Here is a 19,787-nt window from a genome sequence, read left to right as displayed (position 1 = left end):
TCGCGTCATGACTATTTCAAAATTTACGTGCGGGGCCTTTCTGCTCACGCTCGGGCTGCTGGGCGGCTGCACGGCCAAGTTTCTGGACGAGGCCCCGGCCGACCAGATCACCGACGTCAACTTCTACCAAAGCCAGCAGGATGCCATCCAGGCCGTGACGGCCGCCTATAGCGAGCTGACCAAAGAAGGGCAGTACAACGCGGCCCAGTGGGCCTTCGACATCTGGGCGGACATCTCCAGCACGGGCGGCGACGACGGTAACGACGGCATCGAGTTCAAGCAGCTCGAAGCCTTCAGCATCCCGACCACTAACTTCATCGCCACCCGGCTCTGGGGCGGTTCGTTCATCGCGCTCCAGCGGGCGAACATCGTCATCCAGAAAGTGCCGGACATCGCCAACATCGACCCGGCCATCAAGAATCGCTGCATCGGCGAGGCGCAGTTCCTGCGGGCCAAGATGTACTTCGATTTGGTGCGGGCCTACGGCGACGTGCCCCTGTTTACGGCCCCGCCCACCAGCCCAGCGGCCGTGAACATCCCCCGCTCGCCGGCGGCCGACGTGTACAAGCAGATTGAGCAGGACCTGACCGATGCCATCGGCAACCTGCCGCCTTCGTACAGCGGCGAAGACCTGGGCCGGGCCACCAAGTGGGCCGCCACGGGCCTGCTGGCCAAGGTGTACATCACCGAAGGCAAGAAAACGGAGGCCGCCCAGCGGGCCCGCGAGGTCATCAACAACTCGGGCAAGACCATGTGGGCCAGCTACGCCGACAACTTCAAGATTGAGAATAACAACAACAACGCCAAGGAGTCACTCTTTGAAATCCAGTACGTGAGCGGCCGCAACCAGTACGACCGCAACCAAGTGGGCTCGGCCATGAACGAGTTTTTGGGCCCCGGGGCGCCAACCAGACGCCCGGCAGCGGCTACGGCTTCAACATTCCGGACCCCGACTTCGTGGCCGGTTACGAGACGGGCGATACCCGCAAGACGGCCACCATCTGGTCGCCCGGCGACACCTACCCCGACGGCAGCAAAGCCGCCGCCAAGGCCACCGGCTCGCCGTTTGGCTACAACTGCAAGAAGTGGTTCGTGGGCAAAGTAGGCACCAACATCTGGGACTCGGGCCTGAACGTGCCCGTGCTGCGCCTGGCCGAAATGTACCTGATTGTAGCCGAGGCCGTGGGGCCCACCCCGGAGGGCCTGGAGGCCATCAACAAGGTGCGCCGCCGCTCGTTCGGCCTCGACTACAACGCGCCCTCGGCGGCCCACGACCTGACGGCGGCCAGCGCCAACTTCACCAACCTCGTGCTGCGGGAGCGCAAGTACGAGCTGGCGTTTGAGTTCGACCGCTGGTTCGACATGAAGCGCGCCGGCACCCTGTACCCCACCCTGACGGACCACGCCTTTATTCCGCGCATGACGCAGCAGGCAGCCACGCTCCGGGGCGTTACCTCCAACGTGCACGGCATTCCGACCCAGAACAACCTGGTGCTGCCCATACCGCAGTCGGAAATCGACACCAACCCCGGCTTGGTGCAAAACCCTGGCTACTAGCCCTTCCTCCACGACTATTCAGCCTGAACTAATATGAAATATACCTGGAACAAGGCGGCCTGGGCCCTATTGGCCGGCCCGCTACTCTTGGCCTCCTGCGATAAAAACGACAAAGGGCAGCTGGACGGCCCCGTGCCGACGGCCACCTTCACCGCGTCCGCACCCATGGCGGTGGGCCTCACCACGTCGGTTACGTTCACCAGCACCGCCACCGATGCCGCTTTCTACGAGTGGGACTTTGGGGACGGCACGCGGGGCACGGGCCAGACCGTGACGCACGTGTACGCCACCGGGGGCACCGTTAAGGTGCAGCTGACCACCTCGGGCCGGGGCGGCACCGGCGTCTCGGCCCAGACCGACCTGGTGCTGCCCCCGGTGACCGACGCGGTGAAGCTGCTGCTCACGGGCGGCTCCTCCAAAACCTGGGTGCTGGACAACACCGTGGCGGCGCCCATTGTAGTGGGCCCCAGCGACGCCAGCCCCGACGGCTACTACGCAGGGGGCCCGGCCGGCAGCCTGCCGGCCTGCCAGGCCGACGACGAATTTACCTTTTCCAACGCGAACCTTTATACGTACAACGCCAAGGACCAGACCTTTGTGGCTGGTAATACGGGGGGCTGCTCCGCGCCGCGCTCGGGCACGTCCACCTTCACGTTTGGCTCCTCGGTGGGGCCGGGCATCGCCATGTTTGAGTTCCAGAAACCCGGCACGTTCATCGGGGTGACGGACGCCCCCGACCTGACCTACCGCATCATCAGCATCGACGCCACGCACATGGTGCTGCGGGCGGGCAAGCCCACCGCGGGCACCATTTTCCAGTTCAAACTGGTGGCTAAATAGCTGGCGCTGCTGCCCACTCACTCACTGCGCTGCTTTGATTTTATGAAAAACTTCCCTTCGCGCCGCCATTTGCTCCGGGCCAGCTTTGTGCTGGCCCTGGGCCTGGGGGCCTGCACCGAAAACAAGTCGGCCCCGGCCCCTACCCCGGTACCGCCCACGCCCGCGACGCCCGTAACGCCCACGCCGGCGGCCGTCAACGCCGAGGCCCGGGACTACGCCCAGTACACGGAGCTGATGTGGAGCGATGAGTTTGACGGGGCCGCGATAGACCCCACCAAGTGGGGCTACGACCTGGGCAGCAACAACGGCTGGGGCAACAACGAGCTGGAGTACTACACCAACTCGACCGAAAACGCCGCCTTGAGCGGGGGCAACCTCGTTATTCAGGCCAAGAAGCAGTCCCAAGGGGGCCGCGACTACACCTCGGCCCGGATGCTGACCAAGGGCAAGCAGGACTTCAAGTTTGGGCGCATTGACGTGCGGGCCAAGCTGCCCAAGGGCCAGGGCATCTGGCCTGCCATCTGGATGCTGGGCTCCGACATTGACCAGAACAACTGGCCCAAGTGCGGCGAGATTGACATCATGGAGCTGCGCGGCCAGGCCCCGGATAAGATCCTCTCAACCATGCACTACCCCGACGCCGCTGGGGCCCACAAGTACAAGGGCATCGAGCCGGTTACGCTGCCCAACAACGCCAGCTTCGCCGACGATTTCCACACCTTCAGCGTGGTGCGCAGCCAGGACAAGATGCGGTTTTTTCTTGATGGCACGCTGTACTACACGTTCACGGCCAGCGACGCGCCCATCTACCCGTTTAACAACCCCTTCTTCTTGGTGATGAACGTGGCCGTGGGCGGCGATTTTCTGGGCAACCCCGACGCCTCCACGGTGTTCCCCCAGCAGATGACGGTGGACTACGTGCGCTACTACCAGTATAAGTAAGCTTTTTCCCTGCGCTGGCCCACCGCCGGCTGCTCCGGTTGGGGCAGCCGGCGGTGGGCCTTGGCTTGCTGGCCGGGGCCCCTGGGCCGGCTGCCGGTCAACTATATGGTCAGAACGTCATGCTGAGCTTGCCGAAGCATCTCTACCGCGGCAGTAATCCTAATTGGTTGAGCAGTAGCGCTGCTTCGGCAAGCTCAGCATGACGTTCAATTTTAAATTTTCAGACTTCCTAAGCTGCTTCCATCCACGCAACCACCCCGCTCCATCCTTCTGCCAACCTCAACCTTCTGCCGCTATGCGCCACGCTACTACCCGTTTTCATTTGCCCGCGCCGCTGGCTGGTTTCCGTGATGCGCTGCGGCTGCTGGCGCTGCTCCTGGCCTTTATTGGGGGCCCGGTGGTGGGCAGGGCCCAGAGCTTTTTGCACGCCACGGGGCCCAAAATCCTGAACGCCAACAACCAGGAAGTGCTGCTGAACGGCGTGAACCTGGGCGGCTGGGCCTTGCAGGAGGGCTACATCGTGAAGCCCACCTGGGGGGGCATCAACGGCAAGCAAACCCAGGGCACGGTGAAGCAGACCCTTTACAACGCCGGCATGACGGACGCCGCCGTGGAAACCTTCTACCAAGGCTACCGCGACAATTTCATTACCAAGCCCGACATCGACTACCTGGCCGGCCAAGGCTTCAACTGCGTGCGCCTGCCGCTGCACTACGACCTATTTCTGACGCCGGCCCAGCGGGCGGTGCGCAACGGCGTGCTGCGCGGCACCACCACCTACGCGGCCTACGTCGGGGCCCTCACCGACTGGTACAACGGCAACCAGCTGTTTACGGACCCGGCCAGCCTGGAGGCTTTTCGGATGATTGACAACACCTTATCCTGGTGCGCGGCCAACGGCATGTACGTCATCCTCGACTTGCACGCCGCGCCCGGCTCGCAGGGCACCGACGTGAACATTGCCGATGCCCTCCAGCCCCTGGATTTGTGGAACCAGCCCGTGTACCGCGACATTACCGTGCGGCTGTGGGAGGCCGTGGCGGCGCGCTACAAAAACGACGCCCGCGTGGCTATGTACGACCTGCTCAACGAGCCCAACAACGTGCCCAGCAACCCGCCCATCCACGACCTGTTCCAGCGCCTCATCGCCGCCGTGCGGGCCCAGGGCGACAACCACCTGCTGCTGATTGAGGGCAACGGCTACGGCAACGACTTCAACTACCTGGAGCCCTTCACCTTTGCCAACGCGCCCAACCTGGTGTACAACTCGCACCGCTACAGCGGCACGGGCTATTTGATGGACAACAACGTAGCCTCGACCGGTGGGGCCCCAACAGCCTGCGCTTCATTGGTAATCTCCAGAACTTCCGCACCCGGTACAGCGTGCCCATCTGGGTGGGCGAAACCGGCGAAAACACCAATGGGTGGATGCACGACGCAGCGGCCAGCCTCAACTCGGTGGGCATAGGCTGGTGCAACTGGACGTACAAGCGCTTCGATACGGGCCCCAACGCGGCCCTGCTGCGCATCACCCCGCCCTTTATTGTGGACGGCCCCAGCGGCCTGGCGCAGGTGCTGGAAAACATCAAGTTTGCCAACTGTGTGCCCAACCCCGGCGTGGTGAGCGCCCTGGCGCCCAACCAGAACAGCTTCGTGAACTACCCCGGCGGCGGCAACTACAACGGCACCACCGGGGCGGCGGCCCCCGTGGGCAGCACCGTGTGGCTGCGTGGCGCCAACGGCAAGTATGTATCCGGCGAAAACGGGGCCCAGCCCATGACCTGCAACCGGTCGGATTACGGCGCTTCGGAAGCTTTTCTGGTGGCCGCCGCCAGCGGCACCAAGGTAACCCTGCAAAGCCAGGGCAAGTACGTGTCGTCGGAGAACGGCACGGGGCCCATGACCTGCGGCCGGCCATCCATTTCGGGCGGCGAAGTATTTGACTGGCTGGGCAATGCCGACGGTACCGTTTCGCTGCGCGGCACCAATGGCCAGTACGTATCCATCGGGAACGGCACGGGGCCCCTGGCCTGCACCAACGCCACCATCACGAGCACGGAAACCTTCGGCTTTGGCCCGGTACCGGCCACGGTGCTGGCCGGTCGGCCCGCCGGCACAGCCACCACCGGCTTCTACCCCAACCCGGTGGCCGGCCGCCTCACCTACCAGCTGCCCGCCGGGGCCCAGGCCCACCGCCTCACTGTGCTGGACGCCGCAGGCCGCCAGGTACTCAGCCGCACCTACGGCAACACGGGGCCCCGAAATATCGTGGACCTCTCGGAGCTAAAGAACGGGCTCTACGTGATTCGCCTCTCCGGCGCTGCCTTCGATACCAGCTTCAAAATCACCAAGCAATAGCCTTCCCATCCGCCGGCCGGGGCCCCGCTGCTGGGGCCCCAGGCGTTGCGACGGCCGCTGTGGCCAGTACCATTCCCCATTGACAACCATTTTTGAAGCCATGAAGAAACGTATCATTGGGGCTGGCCTGGGCCTGGCTTTTGCAAGCTTGGCCGGGGGGCCCCTGGCGGCGGCCCCCAGCCAAGGGCGGGGCCGTAAAGGTTGAAATCCGCCAAGCCGGTGGGCGCTACGAGCTGCTGCGCGCGGGCAAGCCCTACTTCGTGCGGGGGGCCGGGGGTGGGCAGTTCCCGGCGCGCATTGCGGCGTACGGGGGCAACTCCATCCGCACCTGGGGCACGAACGATGCCCCTCGGGTGCTGGCCGAAGCCAACAAAAACGGCCTGACCGTGATGCTGGGCCTGGACGTGGCCCGCGAGCGGCACGGCTTCGACTACGCCGACCCGCAGGCCGTGGCGGCGCAGCTCCAACGTATAAAGACCGAAGTGCTCAAGTACAAAGACGACCCCGCGGTGCTGCTCTGGGGCATCGGCAACGAGCTTAACCTGGAGTACAAAAACCCCCAGGTGTGGGACGCGGTGAACGACATCGCCAAGATGATCCACGAAGTGGACCCCAACCACCCAACGTCGACCGTGCTGGCCGGGGCGGGCCCGCGCGAAGTGGCGTTCATTAAGGCCCGGTGCCCGGCCGTGGATGTGCTGTCCATCAACACATACGCCGGCCTGGCCACCCTGCCCCAGCAGGTGCGCACCGCCGGGTGGACGGGCCCCTACCTGGTAACCGAATGGGGCCCCACCGGCCACTGGGAATCCCAGCAGCTGCCCTGGAAAGCGGCCATTGAGGAAACCAGCAGCCAAAAAGCAGCCGTGTACCAGCGCCGCTACGAAGCCTCGGTGCTGCAAGACCAAGCGCATTGCCTGGGCGCGTACGTGTTCTTGTGGGGCCAAAAGCAGGAGCGCACGCCCACCTGGTACGGCCTTTTCACCGAAGACGGACAAGAATCGGAGGTGGTGGACGTGATGCAGTACCTGTGGAGCGGGCGCTGGCCCAGCAACCGGGCCCCGCACATAGCCGGCCTGCGCTTGGACGGCCACGCCGCCGCCGACACTGTGTACCTGCGCGCGGGCCAGCGCTACCTGGCCGCGGCCGACGTGGCCGACCCTGAGCACGACGCCCTGACGTACCGCTGGGAGCTGCTGCCCGAAGCCACCGACCTCAAAAACGGCGGCGACCGCGAAAGCCGCCCCGCGCCCCTGCCGGGCCTGCTGACCACCCCCAGCCCCGGCCAGGCGCAGGTACTGGCCCCCGCGCAGGCGGGGGCCTACCGCCTGTTCCTCTACACCACCGATGGCCACGGCAACGTGGCCACGGGCAATATTCCCTTTTACATCAAGGGCCAGTAGGGCCCGCGGCCAGGCGATGCCAACGCTGAAGGCCCGGCCGCGCGGGCCCGGGGCCAAGCCATTGGCGTTTAGCAACTGTAGGGGCCCCGCGCTGGCCACGGCGAACTACCGTGCTGGTGGGGGTGTTTGTTGCGCTTATCCCCCTCCCCCAAGCCCCATCTTATGGCTGCTTCCCTTCGCCTCAGCGTCCTTGACCAATCGCCCATTCGCCCCGGCGCCACCGCCCGCCAGGCCCTGCTCGAAACCACCGAGCTGGCCCAGCTGGCCGACCGCCTGGGCTACACCCGCTTCTGGGTGAGTGAGCACCACAACACCGGCACGCTGGCCGGATCGGCCCCCGAGGTGCTGCTAGCCCACCTGGGCAACCACACCGCGCGCATCCGCCTGGGCTCGGGCGGCGTGATGCTGCCCCACTATTCGGCCCTGAAAGTGGCCGAGAATTTCCGCTTGCTCGAAGCCCTGTTTCCAGGCCGCATCGACTTAGGCATCGGGAGGGCCCCGGGGGCCGACCGCCTCACGGCCCACGCCCTCAACCCGCACAACACGTTCAGCGACCAGGACTTTGCCGAGCAGCTGATGGACTTGCAGGCGTATTTGCGCGACGACAAGGTGCTCGACACCATCCACGAGCGGGTGATGGCCATTCCGCAGTCAGCCACCCAGCCAGCGCTGTGGCTGCTGAGCTCCAGCGGGCAGAGCGGGCTGTTTGCGGCGCACGTGGGCGCGGCTTTCACGTTTGCCCAGTTCATCAACCCCAACGGGGGCCCCCAGGCGGTGCGCACTTACCGCGAGCGGTTCCGCCCTTCGGCCGAGCTGCGGGCCCCGGCGGCCAACCTGGCCGTGTTCACCATCTGCGCCGACACCGAGGAAAAAGCTCAGGAGTTGCGCGCCGCCATGGACTTGCAGCTTCTGCGCTTCAACAAGGGTGAGCGCCTCACCTTCCCCACCACCGAAGACGTGCGCGCCTATCGCTTCACAGCCGAGGACGAATTCCAGATGGCGCAGAGCCGCGGCCGCGTGGTGAGCGGCACGCCCGCGAAGGTAAAGGCTGAGTTCGAGCGTCTGGCTGATGCCTATGGCATCGACGAAATCATCGCCGTCACCATCACGGCTGACTTCCAGGACCGGCTGCGCTCGTACGAACTGCTGGCGGAGGCGTTTGCGCTGCCGGCTGTGCAGCCGTTGATGGCAGCTGAAATGTCTCCCAGCCTAGCTTAAGGATGAATGTGCTGACAATGACCAGAAACAGCACCCGCACGAAGCCCGTACCGCGCCGCAGCGCCACCTGAATGCCCAACGTGGCCCCCAGCACGTTGCACACGGCCATCGGCAGCGCCACCTGGTAAATCACTTGCTTCGTGTACACGAAGTAGGCCAGCCCGGCTACGTTGGTGGCCATGTTCACGAACTTGGCCGAGGCCGAGGCCGTCAGGAAATCGTAGCCAAACAGCCCCACGAAGGCAAACAGCAGCAAGCTACCCGTACCGGGTCCAAAAAACCCGTCGTAGAACCCAATGGCGGCGCCCAGCACCACGCCCACCAGCACCTCGCGGCGGCCGTGCAGCCGCGGCGCGTGCGTGCTCCCGAAGTCCTTGCGCCACAGCGTATACCCGGCCATCAGCACCAGCAAAGCCAGCACCAAGGGTCGCACGGCTTCCTTGTGCAGCCCGCTCACCGCCCGAGCCCCCAGCAGCGCGAAGCCGCCCGCCACCAGCGCCGTAACGGCCACCGTGCGCCAGCGCAGCGGCACCGCCGTAGGGCCGGTCAGGTAGCGGCGCAGGGCTGCGGTGGTGCCCGCCAGGCTGGCTACCTTGCCGGTGCCCAGCAGCGTGGCCACCGGCACGCCGGGCAGCAGCAGCAGCAGCGCCGGTAACTGAATGAGGCCCCCACCGCCCACAATGGCATCGATGAAGCCGGCCAGAAAGGTAAAAAAGCACAGCAGGGCGATGGTCGCCACCGAGATTGTCTCCACGAATTCTAAACTTAGCGCCTAACCAACTAAGCGCGTAAAGGCACGACCATAGCGCGCTACAAAAACGGTCAGACTGAACGAAGTGAAGCATCTTTCCCGCAGCAGTAATTATTTGCCGGCGCGGGAGAGATGCTTCACTTCGTTCAGTCTGACCGTTTTTAGTACCATAAAAAACTTAAGGATCAGCTGATTATTCTAAAAAGGCGGCTCCTCGTACTTGTTCAGGTTGCCCTTGGGGAACGGCGTTGGCGACTCGTTGATTTTTGAGCCCAGTCGGATGGTGTTGGGCGCGAAGTTATTGGCGCTGGGCTCTTCGTCGAAGTTGCTGGCGGGCAGGCCCTGGGGCTGGTAGCCACCCGCGTCGCCGAAGCCCCCACCGAAACCGCCGCCGCTTTCGCTGTCGAGGTCGGCAAACTTGGTGAAGCGGCCGATGAACTTGAGCTGCACGGTTTCGAGCGAGCCGTTGCGGTGCTTGGCGATGATAACCTCGCCCATGCCCTGCGTGGGGTTGCCCTCGGCGTCCTGGTCGAGGCCGTAGTACTCGGGGCGGTACAGGAAAATTACCATGTCGGCGTCCTGCTCAATCGAGCCCGATTCGCGCAAGTCGCTCAGCTGCGGCTTCTTGTCGCCGCCCCGCGTTTCCACCGAGCGCGAGAGCTGCGACAGCGCCAGCACGGGCACGTTCAGCTCCTTGGCGATGCCCTTCAGGGCCCGCGAGATGCTGGCAATTTCCTGCTCGCGGTTGCCGCCGCGCCCGTCGGTGTTGCCGCTCATCAGCTGCAGGTAGTCCACGATGATGAGCTGCACGTCCTTCTGCGAGCGCAGGCGGCGGCACTTGGTGCGCAGCTCGCGGATGCTCAGCGCCGGCGTGTCGTCGATGTAAATCGGAGCCGCCGAGAGGTCGGTAATCTTGTGGTTGAGCTGCTGCCACTCGTGGTCGGCTAGCGTGCCCTTCTTAATCTTGTCCGAATCCAACTCTGCCTCGGCCGAAATGAGGCGGTTGACGAGCTGCAACGACGACATTTCCAGCGAGAAAATGGCCACCGGCCGCTTAAACTCCACCGCCGCGTTGCGCATGGCCGACACCACGAATGCCGTGTTGTGCGTCACCGTCAAATCCTGGAGCAGGAACAGGCGGTTGCCGTCAATCTCAAAGCCGTAGTAATCATCGACTTTATCGAACTCGACCGTGATGCCCGTCATCCGCCAGTCCACGGGCGAGGCCCAGGGGTTGGCCTTTTTGCGGGCCACGCGCACCGGCACGCGGTCGAGGTCGCCGTAGAAACGCACGCGCCACACGTCGCACACGTAGCCGATGCTGGTAATAACGGCCCGCTTTTTCGTCAGCGACGTGCGGAAGCCCAGCGAGTCGCACAAAAACTTGATTTGGCGGGCCAGGGCCTCGTTTTTCTGCGTGATTTCGTAGCCGTTGCTCACCACGTTCAGGTGGCCGTCGCTGTCGATGAGGCCGGCCAGCAGGCGCAGGCGGTTTTCAGTTGAGTTGACCAGATAGCGCTGCGGGATGTGCTTGCGGCCCAGCACGTCCAGCTGGCGCAGCTCGTCCTGCACCGAGAACTGGGCCAGGCTGCCGCCCTGCTGCCCGCGCGTGATGCCGTAGCTATTGCAGCGGTTGGCCGCCACACCTACCGTCACCTGCATGTTCAGGTCGGCGGCGTATTCGTGCAGGTAATCAATAATCTCTGCGTCCTGCCCCGTGATGCGGCAGTCGTTCGACGACCCATCGCCCAGCCACACGCCCAGGAAATACGGGTCGATGGGCAAGGTTTTTTCGGCAAACTCCACGGCCACTTTGTAGCCCTTATAGTTGGAGCGGAACTTGGGGCCCCGGGCCAGGTAGTCGCGCACTTCAATGTTCAGCACGTCGCCGTGGCGTTGGGGGCCCTCGTTGCGCGAGCGTTTGAGCGAGAGGATGTGGCTCTCGTTCACGCGGTAGTCGTCACCCTTGTTCTGGCGCACCCAGTACATGTTTTCGCGGCCCCGGGCAATGCTCTTCACCCGGCGCGGGGTCGAGTCGTCGCCCATCAGCAGCTCTCCTTCGCGCACGTCTTCCACCTTGCGCAGGCTGCCGTCGAACATCAGCACCTTTGTGCCTTTTCCGAGACATTTTCCCATGCCTGGCCGGGCCGCAATAATCACCAGGTCAGAGGGTTGCCAGCCACTGGTCACGCGGTCGAGGGCCGTAAAGCCGGAGGGTACGCCGGTGAGGCCATCCTTCTGGTTTTTCTTTTCTTCCAGCTCCTTGATGGCCTTGCCCATCAGGCTGCGCATGTCGTCGAAGTTCTTGCGAATGTTCGACTCCGACACCTCGAACAACGACTGCTCGGTTTGGTCGAGCAGGGCAAACACGTCGGTCGTGTCCTCGAAGGCGTCGCGCTGGATTTCGCTGGAAATGCGGATCAGCTCGCGTTTGATGGCGGCTTCCGTGATGATGCGGGCGTGGAACTCAACGTTGGCCGCCGAGTTCACCTTCATCGTGAGGCCGGCCACGTAAAACGCACCGCCGCAGGCTTCTAGCTCGCCCAACTCGCGCAGCTCGTGCACCACGGTGAGCTGGTCGATGGGCTCCGACTTGTCGAACAGGCTGATGATGGCCTTGAAAATGCGCTGGTGCGAATCCTTGTAAAAGCTTTCGGGGCGCAGGATGTCGATGACCGACGTGAGGGCGTCTTTTTCCAGCATCAGGGCCCCGAGCACGGCCACCTCCAGCTCCAGGGCCTGGGGTGGCAGCTTGCCGGCGGCGCTGGCCTGGAACGGCTGTCCACTGGTGCCGCGCCCCGCCCAAGCGGCTTTGGCGCGGGCAGCGGATTGCTTGACGCGGTCGTCCATTTCGTCTGGCATGTGATAATGAAGCAATTGTAAATAAACGCCAGGAAATTGGCAAAAACTACGGCGAGCCTGAATAACAAAGCTAACCCCGGAAGGGGGTAAACCGGCTCATAAAATCATGTTCGGCCGGGGCCCCGGGCCCGGTTTGGCGGGCAGTTTTTGTACTTTCGCGGCCCCGAACCCGGCCGTTGGCCCGCTCGCTCCTTTTCTTCGCATGACCAATTTAGCTTCTTCCGATTCCGCGCCGCAGCGCTTGCACCTCATCGCCGTGGGCGGCAGCATCATGCACAACCTGGCGCTGGCCCTGCACCGCCAGGGGGCCCACGTGACGGGCACCGACGACGAGATTTTTGAGCCCGCCCGGGGCCGCCTGGCCGCCGCCGGCCTGCTGCCTTCGCAGGAGGGCTGGGACCCGGCCCGCATCACGTCCGACCTCGACGCCGTGATTGTGGGCATGCACGCCCGCCCCGACAACCCCGAGCTGCGCCGGGCCCAGGAGCTGGGCCTGAAAATCTATTCCTTTCCCGAGTACATCTACGAGGCCAGCCGCGACAAGCAACGGGTGGTCATCGGCGGCTCGCACGGCAAAACCAGCATCACGGCCTGCATCCTGCACGTGCTGCGGTTTTATGGCCGCAAGTTCGACTACGCGGTGGGGGCCCAGCTGGCGGGCTTCGACCTGATGGTACAGCTGACGGACGACGCGCCGGTCATCATCATCGAGGGCGACGAGTACCTGTCGTCACCGGTGGACCGGCGGCCCAAGTTCCACCTCTACCAGCACCACATCGGGGTAATTTCGGGCATCAGCTGGGACCACATCAACGTGTTTCCGACCGAGGAAATCTACCGCGAGCAGTTCCGCATTTTCGCCGACATGACGCCCAAATCGGGCGTGCTGATTTACGACCAGGACGACGAGCAGACCCAGCTCATCGCCGTGCCCACCAACTCCAGCGTGACCTACATCGGCTACGGGCCCCACGAGAACGTGGTGCGCGACGGCCAGACGTTTCTGCTGACCAAGAAGGACGAGGAGGTGCCGATTCAGGTGTTTGGCGAGCACAACTTGCGCAACATTTCGGCGGCGCGCGAGGTGTGCAAGCAGCTGGGCATCAAGGGCAAGGACTTTTACCGGGCGGTGGCCTCGTTCCCCGGCGCGGCGCGGCGGCTGGAGTTGCTGGCCCGCGGGGCCACGTCGGTGGTGTACAAGGACTTCGCCCACGCGCCCAGCAAGCTGCGCGCCACCGCGGGGGCCCTGAAGCAGCAGTTTCCGCAGCGGCGGCTGGTGGCCTGCCTGGAGCTGCACACCTTCAGCTCGCTCAACCCCGACTTCCTGCCGCAGTACGCGCACTGCTTCGACGCGCCCGACGTGGCGGTGGTGTACTTCAACCCCCACGTGCTGGAGCACAAGCGCCTGCCCCCGCTGCCGCCCGCGGCCGTGGCGGCCGCCTTCCAGCGCCCCGACCTGCGCGTCATCACCGACAGCCACGAGCTGGCCGAATTCCTCCACGCCCAGCCGTGGGACGATACCAACCTGCTGCTAATGTCGTCGGGCACGTTTGATGGCCTGGATTTGGCCGTGCTGGCGGCCAAGGTAGTAGGCTTGGAGGCGCGGTAGCCGGGGGCCCGGAGGCTCAACCGTTACAAGGCAAAAAACGGCTACCTTTAGCGGGCCCCAACGCCCTGGGGCCCAGACTGCCTGCCAAAGCTGTGGGCCGTGGATTAACCATTTTTCCGTCTATCCCATGCGCTTCGTTCCTTCGTTTTTGCACTTAGCTGCGGCAGTTGCGGGCAGCGCGCTGCTGCTGGGCTGCTCTGCCAACAGCGCCGACCCCAAGGCCACGGCCGTGGCCGACCGCGTGATGACCGCCATGGGCGGCACCGATGCCTATAACAACACCCGCTACCTGGCCTGGGATTTCTTTGGCGGCCAGTACCAGATTTGGGACAAGAAGACCGGCGATTTTCATTGGGAGCAGGACACGCTGGTGGCCAATTATAACCTGAACACTAAGCAGGGTCACGTGTATAGCCGCGGGAAGGACATTTCGGCGTCGCCAACCGGCCAAAAAGTACTCGACGGCCTCTACCCCGCGTGGGTCAACAATTCGTACTGGCTGGTGATGCCATTTAAGCTGGAAGACCCGGGCGTGAACCTTACGTACAAGGGCGAGGGCAAAACGATGGACGGGGCCCCGGCCGACGTGCTGGGCATGACCTTCAATAAAGTGGGCGTCACGCCCGACAACCGCTACGAAGTGCTGGTGAACCGCGCCACCGGCCTCGTAGACGAGTGGGCGTATTTTCCCAAGGCCACCGATGCGCAGCCGGCCTTTCGCCGGCGTTGGAACGAGTACGCCCGCCACGGCGAGCTATTGCTGGCGTCCGGCCGCAGCGAGGCCGACAAGCCCACCCGGTTCGACTACGTTGCCGCCGCCCAAACCGTGCCCGAGGGCGTGATGACCAGCAAGGTACCCGTTACCAAAATTCAGTAGCGCGGCGGTACATTCGCCTCAGCACATTCGCTAATAAAAAAAGCCCGCCTAGTCAGCGGGCTTTTTTGCGGGCGGTGGCCCCGGTTTGGGGCCCCCGCGGCGGTCGGTGGTAACGAGCAGGGCCAAGGCCGTGAGGGCGGCGCGAAGCAGCCATTTGTGGGTTGGTTTCATGGCCGTAGCTATTTAGGAAATAGCGTGTTGCCGGGTTGGCGGCGCAGGTCGCAGCGGCCGCCACCGGGGTTGCCTTCGCAAAGCGTACCCGCGATACGGTCGCCCTCAAAGTTGAAGAAGCACGATGAGCAGCCTACGCCAGTGATAATGTAACGGCTGGCGACAGGACTGAGAAACAACGTGTTGTCGCCACCACCGAGCAGCGGCAGAGCCATAGCCCGGAACATGCCGTTGCGCAGGCCCAAAGCCACCAAGTAGTACACGGTGGGCTCGTTGGGCTCCGGGGGCGCTTTGTGCACCAGTATGCGGTCAATGACGGTGCCGTCGCCAAACTCGCGGATGAAGGCCGTGGCCAGCTCCGACTGCGACACCTTAAAGTCTATTTTCTCGCCCGACGTTTGGGCAATTTGCTTGTTGGGAATGGTAGGTTTGGTATTGTACTCGGGCATGGTTAGCTCGTTGGTGCTGCGGCGCGAGGTTTCGCAGGCGCCCAGCAACAGGCTTACCAAAAGAGTCAGCAAGCCCAGGCCTAGCAAACGGGGAAGAAACGACATAAGGTGCAGAGCGGAGAGTAGCCAGCGCAACGGGCTAGCGGGGTTTGTAGTATTTCTGAGCTTCAGGTAGCAGGCGCTCGATGTCGGCAATCCGGGTAGCGTCGGCGGGGTGATCGGAGAGGAATTCGGGCGTATTGTTCTGGCTTTGGGCAGCCATGCGCTGCCAGAAAGGTAGGGCCCCCTTGGGGTCGTAGCCGGCCATGGCCATAAAGATCAGGCCCAGGTGGTCGGCCTCACTTTCCTGGGTGCGGCTGAACTTGAGCATGCCCACCTGGCTGCCCACGCCCACGGCCTGCATAAACAGGCTTTTGGTTTGGGTGGGGTTTTGCGAAAGCGCGGTGCTTAGGGCCGTGCTCAGGCCCTGGGCCACGAGCTGGTCGCTCATGCGCTCGGCCCCGTGGCGGGCCACGGCGTGCGAAATTTCGTGGCCCAGCACCACGGCCAGCCCGTTTTCGTCGCGCGTGAGGGGCAAGATGCCGGTGTACACCACCACTTTGCCGCCGGGCATGCACCAGGCATTCACTTCCTTGTTGTCCACCAGGTTAAACTCCCACTGGTAGCCATCGAGCTGGCCCTGCATGTTGTTCTGGGCCACGTACTGCTCCACGGCATGCTGAATTCGCTCGCCCACACGCTTTACCATGGCCGCGTTGGCGGCGTCGGTCGAGAGCTTATTTTCGGTGATGAAGGTGCGGTACTGCGTGGTGGCCAGCGAGTTCATCTCACTGCCGCTCACCAGGCTGAGCTGGCGGCGGCCGGTGATGGGTACCGTGGCGCACGAGGCCAGCAGCACGAGGCCGGCGAGGAGGGTGGTTTTGCGAAACATAGCAAGAATGGTTTAGGAAAGGTAGGGCGGGGCCCCCGGGCCCGGGCATTTTTTAGGCCAAAGACAGGCCGGGGGCCTTCAACATACGCAAACCACCCAGTCAAATGTTCGCCGGGGGCCGCCGGGGGCCGTAGTTTTGGACTTTCCCATCGGCTTCCATTCGCCTGCTATGAAAATTATCTGCATCGGCCGCAACTACGCCGACCACATCGCCGAGCTGCACAACGAAACGCCGGCCGCGCCCGTCATCTTCCTCAAGCCCGAGACTGCGCTGGTGCAGCGCGGCCAACCGTTTTTCTACCCCGACTTTTCCACCGACATCCACTACGAGCTGGAACTGGTGCTGCGCATCAGCAAGAACGGCCGGCACATCGACGCGGCCTTCGCCCACACCTACTTCGACGCCATCGGCCTGGGCCTCGACTTCACGGCCCGCGACTTGCAGAGCGAGCTGAAAAAGAAGGGCTTGCCCTGGGAATTGGCCAAGGCCTTCGACGGCTCGGCGCCCATCTCCCCCACCTTCCGGCCGGTAGCCGAATTCGCGGATTTGGCCAACATCAACTTCCGCCTGGAAGTGAACGGCGAAACCCGCCAGACCGGCAATTCCAGCCTGATGTTGCACCCGTTCGCCCAGATCATCAGCTTCGTGTCGCGCTACATTACTCTTAAGCAGGGCGACTTACTGTTCACCGGCACGCCCGCCGGCGTGGGCCCCGTGCAGGTGGGCGACCAGCTGGTGGGCTACCTGGAAGACGAAAAGCTGCTGGAAATAGCAATAAAATAAGGATGGAATCGGGGCGGGCTGCCGGCTCTTCGCCGGCTGCCCGCTAATCGTTGCGCCGGGTGGAACAGCTTTTCAAGGACCCCGCTACACCCAGGCAACGATTCAGCGATTACCGGGCCGCCGGCAAAAGCCGGCAGCCCGGACCAAGTATTAGAAGCGTTATAAATAAGTTGGTTTTGAGGGTATTGCAGATTAAGAAGACAGCTTTCCGGCAATGGCGTGCCTGGAGCTTGGTGATGTTGGGGGCCCTGGCCTTGGGCCTGCGGCCCGGCCCGGCCGGCGGGCAGGAAGCCGACACGGCCGAGGAGCGCAAGGCCGCCCGGCCGCTACCCGGGGGCCCCCGGCCCGACGTGGCCCCGGGCTACTTTTTGTTTCCCATTGCGCCGGGCACGCCGAGCTTTCTGGCCGGCAGCATGGGCGAGCTGCGGCCCAACCACTTCCACGGCGGCGTCGACATCAAGACCGCCGGCGGCGTGAACCGGCCGGTGTACGCGGCGGCCGACGGCTATGTGTCGCGGCTCAAGCAGTCGTCGTTCGGCTACGGCAACGTGCTGTACCTCACCCATCCCAACGGGCTAACGACGGTGTACGGCCACCTCAACGAGTTCCGGGGCCCCGTGGCCGCCGAGCTGCTGCGCCGCCAGTACGAGCAGCAGTCCTACGAAACAGAGCTGTTTTTTGCCAAGGATCAGTACCCCGTGCGGCGCGGCGAGGTAGTGGCCCTCTCGGGCAATACTGGCGGCTCGGCGGGGCCCCACCTGCACTGGGAAGTGCGCGACGCCCAGGACCGCCAGTACAACCCCTTGCAGTGGGGCGGCTTCCCGGAGCTGCAAGACCACGTGGCCCCCACCCTCCAGGCGTTTGCCGTGGAGCCGCTGGGCATCGAGGCGCGCGTGGTAGGCCGCTACGACAAGAAGGTGTTTGTGCCCCGCGTGCAGCCGGGCCCGGGCGTGGCCACCACCTGGACCGATACCATCAACTGCTTCGGTACCATTGGGTTGCTGGTGCAGGGCTTCGACCGCTTCGACGGCGCGTGGAACAAGAACGGCATCCAGCGGGTGGCCGTGAAGGTGAACGGCCAGCCCTACTACGAGCACGACATCACCGCCGTGCCCTTCCCCACGGGCACCCGGCAAGTGGCCAATTTCATCGATTTCCAGTACCAGCACACCCTGGGCCGCCTGCTGCAAAAGCTGTGGGTGGACGAGGGCAACGACCTGGCTATCTACCACGCCCCGGGGCCCCAGCGCGGCCGCCTGAACGTGGAAGCCGGCCAAGTGTACAACGTGGACGTGGTGCTGGCCGACTCTTATAACAACCAGACGCCCTTGCACTTCGTGCTACGCGGCCAAGCCCCTATTTACTTCAAAACCCGCGCCGCGGCCGTGAAGCGCCCCGCCCTGCGTTACGAAATCGACCGCAACCTGCTGAAGGCCGTGGCCGCCGACCCCGACACGGCGGCCGTGGGCGGCAACCTGTTGATTTACAAAGGCAACCGCCAGCTCGAAGTGAAGCCCAGCTACACCGTGGCCAGCGAAAACGTGTACCTCTACGACCTGCGCGCCGGCCTGCCCGATTCGCTGCAATTCGGCGGCGTGACGAAGGTGTTCGACCGCCAGGCGATGATTCCCGCGGGCCAGGAAATGAGCTACTCCACGGCCCACGTCAACCTGCTGTTTGGGCCCCATACGCTGTTTACGAACCTGTACCTCGGCACCAGCTTTCGGCCCGAGGCCACCGGCAGCGGCTTCTGGACGGTGGGCAACCCCATCACGCCGCTCTACTACCCGCTGCGCCTCACCCTGAAGCCCTCCGCCCCGCCCGCCGACCTGCGCCGCTCGGCCATCTACTCAGCCACGCTGAAGGGCGGCCGCGCCTACCTGGGCGGGCAGTGGGATGCGCAGGGCCAGATTTCGGCCGTCGTGAAGCAATTCGCCTCTTACCGCATCCTCACCGATGAGAAGGCCCCCACCGGCAGCCTGCTGGGCCGGCCGGGCGGCCAGGTGCTGTTTCGCGTCGGCGACGACCTCTCGGGCCTGGCCAGCTACAAGCTGCTGGTGGGCGGGCAGTTCCGGCTGCTGCGCTACGAATACAAAAACGCCACCCTGTTCAGCGTCGCCACCGATACGCTGGGGCCCCGGCTGCGCGGCCCCGCCGAGCTGCACCTCACCGACCAGGCCGGAAACGAACGGGTCATTCCGCTGAAACTGTAGCAGCTATTAGCGCCTATATTAATGCCCTTAGTAGTGGATACTGTCATCCTGAGCTTACGAAGGATCTTTCTACCACTGCCCGGTTTGCAGTAAATCAATTGATTGCTGCTCTTGCTGCCCCGAAAAGATCCTTCGCAGGCTCAGGATGACAGTTCTTGAATGACCATTCAAAAACGCGGCTCAAAAAACCCGTTCTTCCAAGCATTCCCCCTCACCCCCACTCAACCCTCCCTCCCATGTCCCTCGCTGCTGGCCAACCCGCTCCCAATTTCTCCGCCCTCGACCAGGACGGCAACACCGTTTCGCTCGCTGCCCTGCGCGGCCAGCGGGTGGCGCTGTACTTCTACCCCAAGGACGATACGCCCGGCTGCACCGCCCAGGCCTGCAACCTGCGCGACCACCAGGAGGAATTGAATACGCACAACATCAAGGTTATCGGCGTGAGCATCGACGGCGAAGCGGCCCACAAGAAGTTTGCCCTGAAGTACGACCTGCCCTTCCCGTTGCTGGTGGATACCGACAAAAAAATCGTGGAAGCCTACGGCGTGTGGCAGGAAAAGAAGAACTACGGCAAGACCTACATGGGCACTGTTCGTACCACATTTTTGATTGACGCCGAGGGTATTATCGAGAAAGTCATCAAGAAGGTGGACACCCAGGAGCACGCGGCGCAACTGCTGGCCTAAGGCACTGTAGCGTGGACTCAGGGGTCCGCGAGTTGAACAGTCTCCCAACAATAATCGACTCGTTCAGGGGTAATCGGCAGGACGAAGCGAGAGCCGCGGACTCGCAGCGTCCACGCTACATTCACTGGGCTCGTAG

General features: G+C 63.9%; 18 protein-coding genes. 13 read left to right on the top strand and 5 right to left on the bottom strand.

The annotated features are described in order from the left end of the window. Window positions 1-7 precede the first annotated feature (7 nt). The 8 genes from BEN49_RS09775 (at window position 8) to BEN49_RS09740 (ending at window position 8,318) form a co-directional block, all read left to right on the top strand. Entirely contained in the window at window positions 8-1,105 is a 1,098-nt protein-coding gene (locus BEN49_RS09775; RefSeq protein WP_070742836.1) for a RagB/SusD family nutrient uptake outer membrane protein, read from the top strand. Then, on the top strand, window positions 1,000-1,557 hold the full coding sequence (locus BEN49_RS29455; RefSeq protein ID WP_239691891.1) for a RagB/SusD family nutrient uptake outer membrane protein: 558 nt from the start codon (window positions 1,000-1,002) through the stop codon (window positions 1,555-1,557). Before BEN49_RS09775 ends, BEN49_RS29455 begins: the two co-directional genes overlap by 106 nt. A gap of 33 nt (window positions 1,558-1,590) precedes the next feature. Next, entirely contained in the window at window positions 1,591-2,397 is an 807-nt protein-coding gene (locus tag BEN49_RS09765) for a PKD domain-containing protein (RefSeq protein ID WP_070742834.1), read from the top strand. Window positions 2,398-2,439: 42 nt separating this feature from the next. Beyond that, complete coding sequence (locus tag BEN49_RS09760; RefSeq protein WP_070742833.1) at window positions 2,440-3,339, top strand: glycoside hydrolase family 16 protein; 900 nt, start codon at window positions 2,440-2,442, stop codon at window positions 3,337-3,339. A 295-nt stretch (window positions 3,340-3,634) separates the two neighbouring features. After that, window positions 3,635-4,807: a glycoside hydrolase family 5 protein gene (locus tag BEN49_RS09755; protein ID WP_158022814.1), complete on the top strand. Its 1,173-nt coding sequence runs from the start codon at window positions 3,635-3,637 to the stop codon at window positions 4,805-4,807. After that, a complete protein-coding gene (locus BEN49_RS09750) occupies window positions 4,723-5,697 on the top strand; it encodes a T9SS type A sorting domain-containing protein (protein WP_070742831.1) in 975 nt (324 codons plus the stop codon). The genes BEN49_RS09755 and BEN49_RS09750 overlap by 85 nt, the downstream gene beginning before the upstream one ends. A gap of 140 nt (window positions 5,698-5,837) precedes the next feature. After that, a complete protein-coding gene (locus BEN49_RS09745) occupies window positions 5,838-7,100 on the top strand; it encodes a glycoside hydrolase family 2 TIM barrel-domain containing protein (RefSeq protein ID WP_239691889.1) in 1,263 nt (420 codons plus the stop codon). Window positions 7,101-7,262: 162 nt separating this feature from the next. Then, complete coding sequence (locus BEN49_RS09740) at window positions 7,263-8,318, top strand: LLM class flavin-dependent oxidoreductase (RefSeq protein WP_070742830.1); 1,056 nt, start codon at window positions 7,263-7,265, stop codon at window positions 8,316-8,318. Here the strand turns inward: BEN49_RS09740 and BEN49_RS09735 are convergent. Further along, window positions 8,206-9,072, bottom strand: a complete 867-nt coding sequence (locus tag BEN49_RS09735) for a sulfite exporter TauE/SafE family protein (RefSeq protein WP_070742829.1) — start codon at window positions 9,070-9,072, stop codon at window positions 8,206-8,208. The genes BEN49_RS09740 and BEN49_RS09735 overlap by 113 nt on opposite strands. Window positions 9,073-9,267: 195 nt before the next feature. Continuing rightward, window positions 9,268-11,931 (bottom strand): replicative DNA helicase, encoded by a 2,664-nt coding sequence (gene dnaB / locus BEN49_RS09730; RefSeq protein WP_070742828.1) that lies wholly within the window; start codon window positions 11,929-11,931, stop codon window positions 9,268-9,270. Window positions 11,932-12,133: 202 nt separating this feature from the next. On the opposite strand from dnaB, the gene BEN49_RS09725 reads away from it, so the two are divergent. Together BEN49_RS09725 and BEN49_RS09720 are read left to right on the top strand one after the other, a co-directional pair. Continuing rightward, on the top strand, window positions 12,134-13,540 hold the full coding sequence (locus BEN49_RS09725; protein ID WP_070742827.1) for a UDP-N-acetylmuramate--L-alanine ligase: 1,407 nt from the start codon (window positions 12,134-12,136) through the stop codon (window positions 13,538-13,540). 127 nt (window positions 13,541-13,667) lie between these two features. Continuing rightward, entirely contained in the window at window positions 13,668-14,417 is a 750-nt protein-coding gene (locus BEN49_RS09720) for a hypothetical protein (RefSeq protein ID WP_070742826.1), read from the top strand. A 48-nt stretch (window positions 14,418-14,465) separates the two neighbouring features. Here the strand turns inward: BEN49_RS09720 and BEN49_RS30125 are convergent, their stop codons facing one another. The 3 genes from BEN49_RS30125 to BEN49_RS09710 are packed head-to-tail and all read right to left on the bottom strand — an operon-like array spanning window position 14,466 to window position 15,968. Further along, on the bottom strand, window positions 14,466-14,588 hold the full coding sequence (locus BEN49_RS30125) for a hypothetical protein (RefSeq protein ID WP_262490192.1): 123 nt from the start codon (window positions 14,586-14,588) through the stop codon (window positions 14,466-14,468). Between the two features lie 8 nt (window positions 14,589-14,596). Next, window positions 14,597-15,142: a hypothetical protein gene (locus BEN49_RS09715; protein WP_125916684.1), complete on the bottom strand. Its 546-nt coding sequence runs from the start codon at window positions 15,140-15,142 to the stop codon at window positions 14,597-14,599. Between the two features lie 34 nt (window positions 15,143-15,176). Continuing rightward, complete coding sequence (locus BEN49_RS09710; protein WP_070742824.1) at window positions 15,177-15,968, bottom strand: M48 family metallopeptidase; 792 nt, start codon at window positions 15,966-15,968, stop codon at window positions 15,177-15,179. Between the two features lie 169 nt (window positions 15,969-16,137). On the opposite strand from BEN49_RS09710, the gene BEN49_RS09705 reads away from it, so the two are divergent. The 3 genes from BEN49_RS09705 (at window position 16,138) to bcp (ending at window position 19,651) form a co-directional block, all read left to right on the top strand. After that, complete coding sequence (locus BEN49_RS09705; protein WP_070742823.1) at window positions 16,138-16,752, top strand: fumarylacetoacetate hydrolase family protein; 615 nt, start codon at window positions 16,138-16,140, stop codon at window positions 16,750-16,752. Between the two features lie 176 nt (window positions 16,753-16,928). Next, the gene (locus BEN49_RS09700; protein WP_125916682.1) at window positions 16,929-18,965 is read left to right on the top strand and encodes a M23 family metallopeptidase; all 2,037 of its coding nucleotides are present in this window, start codon (window positions 16,929-16,931) and stop codon (window positions 18,963-18,965) included. Between the two features lie 236 nt (window positions 18,966-19,201). Further along, the gene (gene bcp / locus BEN49_RS09695; RefSeq protein WP_070742822.1) at window positions 19,202-19,651 is read left to right on the top strand and encodes a thioredoxin-dependent thiol peroxidase; all 450 of its coding nucleotides are present in this window, start codon (window positions 19,202-19,204) and stop codon (window positions 19,649-19,651) included. Window positions 19,652-19,787 lie beyond the last annotated feature (136 nt).

Origin of the sequence: Hymenobacter coccineus, assembly GCF_001816125.1 — a bacterium.
Classification (GTDB): domain Bacteria; phylum Bacteroidota; class Bacteroidia; order Cytophagales; family Hymenobacteraceae; genus Hymenobacter; species Hymenobacter coccineus.
The sequence above is the reverse complement of the archived record's forward strand: the minus strand, read 5'-3'. Positions and strand labels throughout refer to the sequence as shown.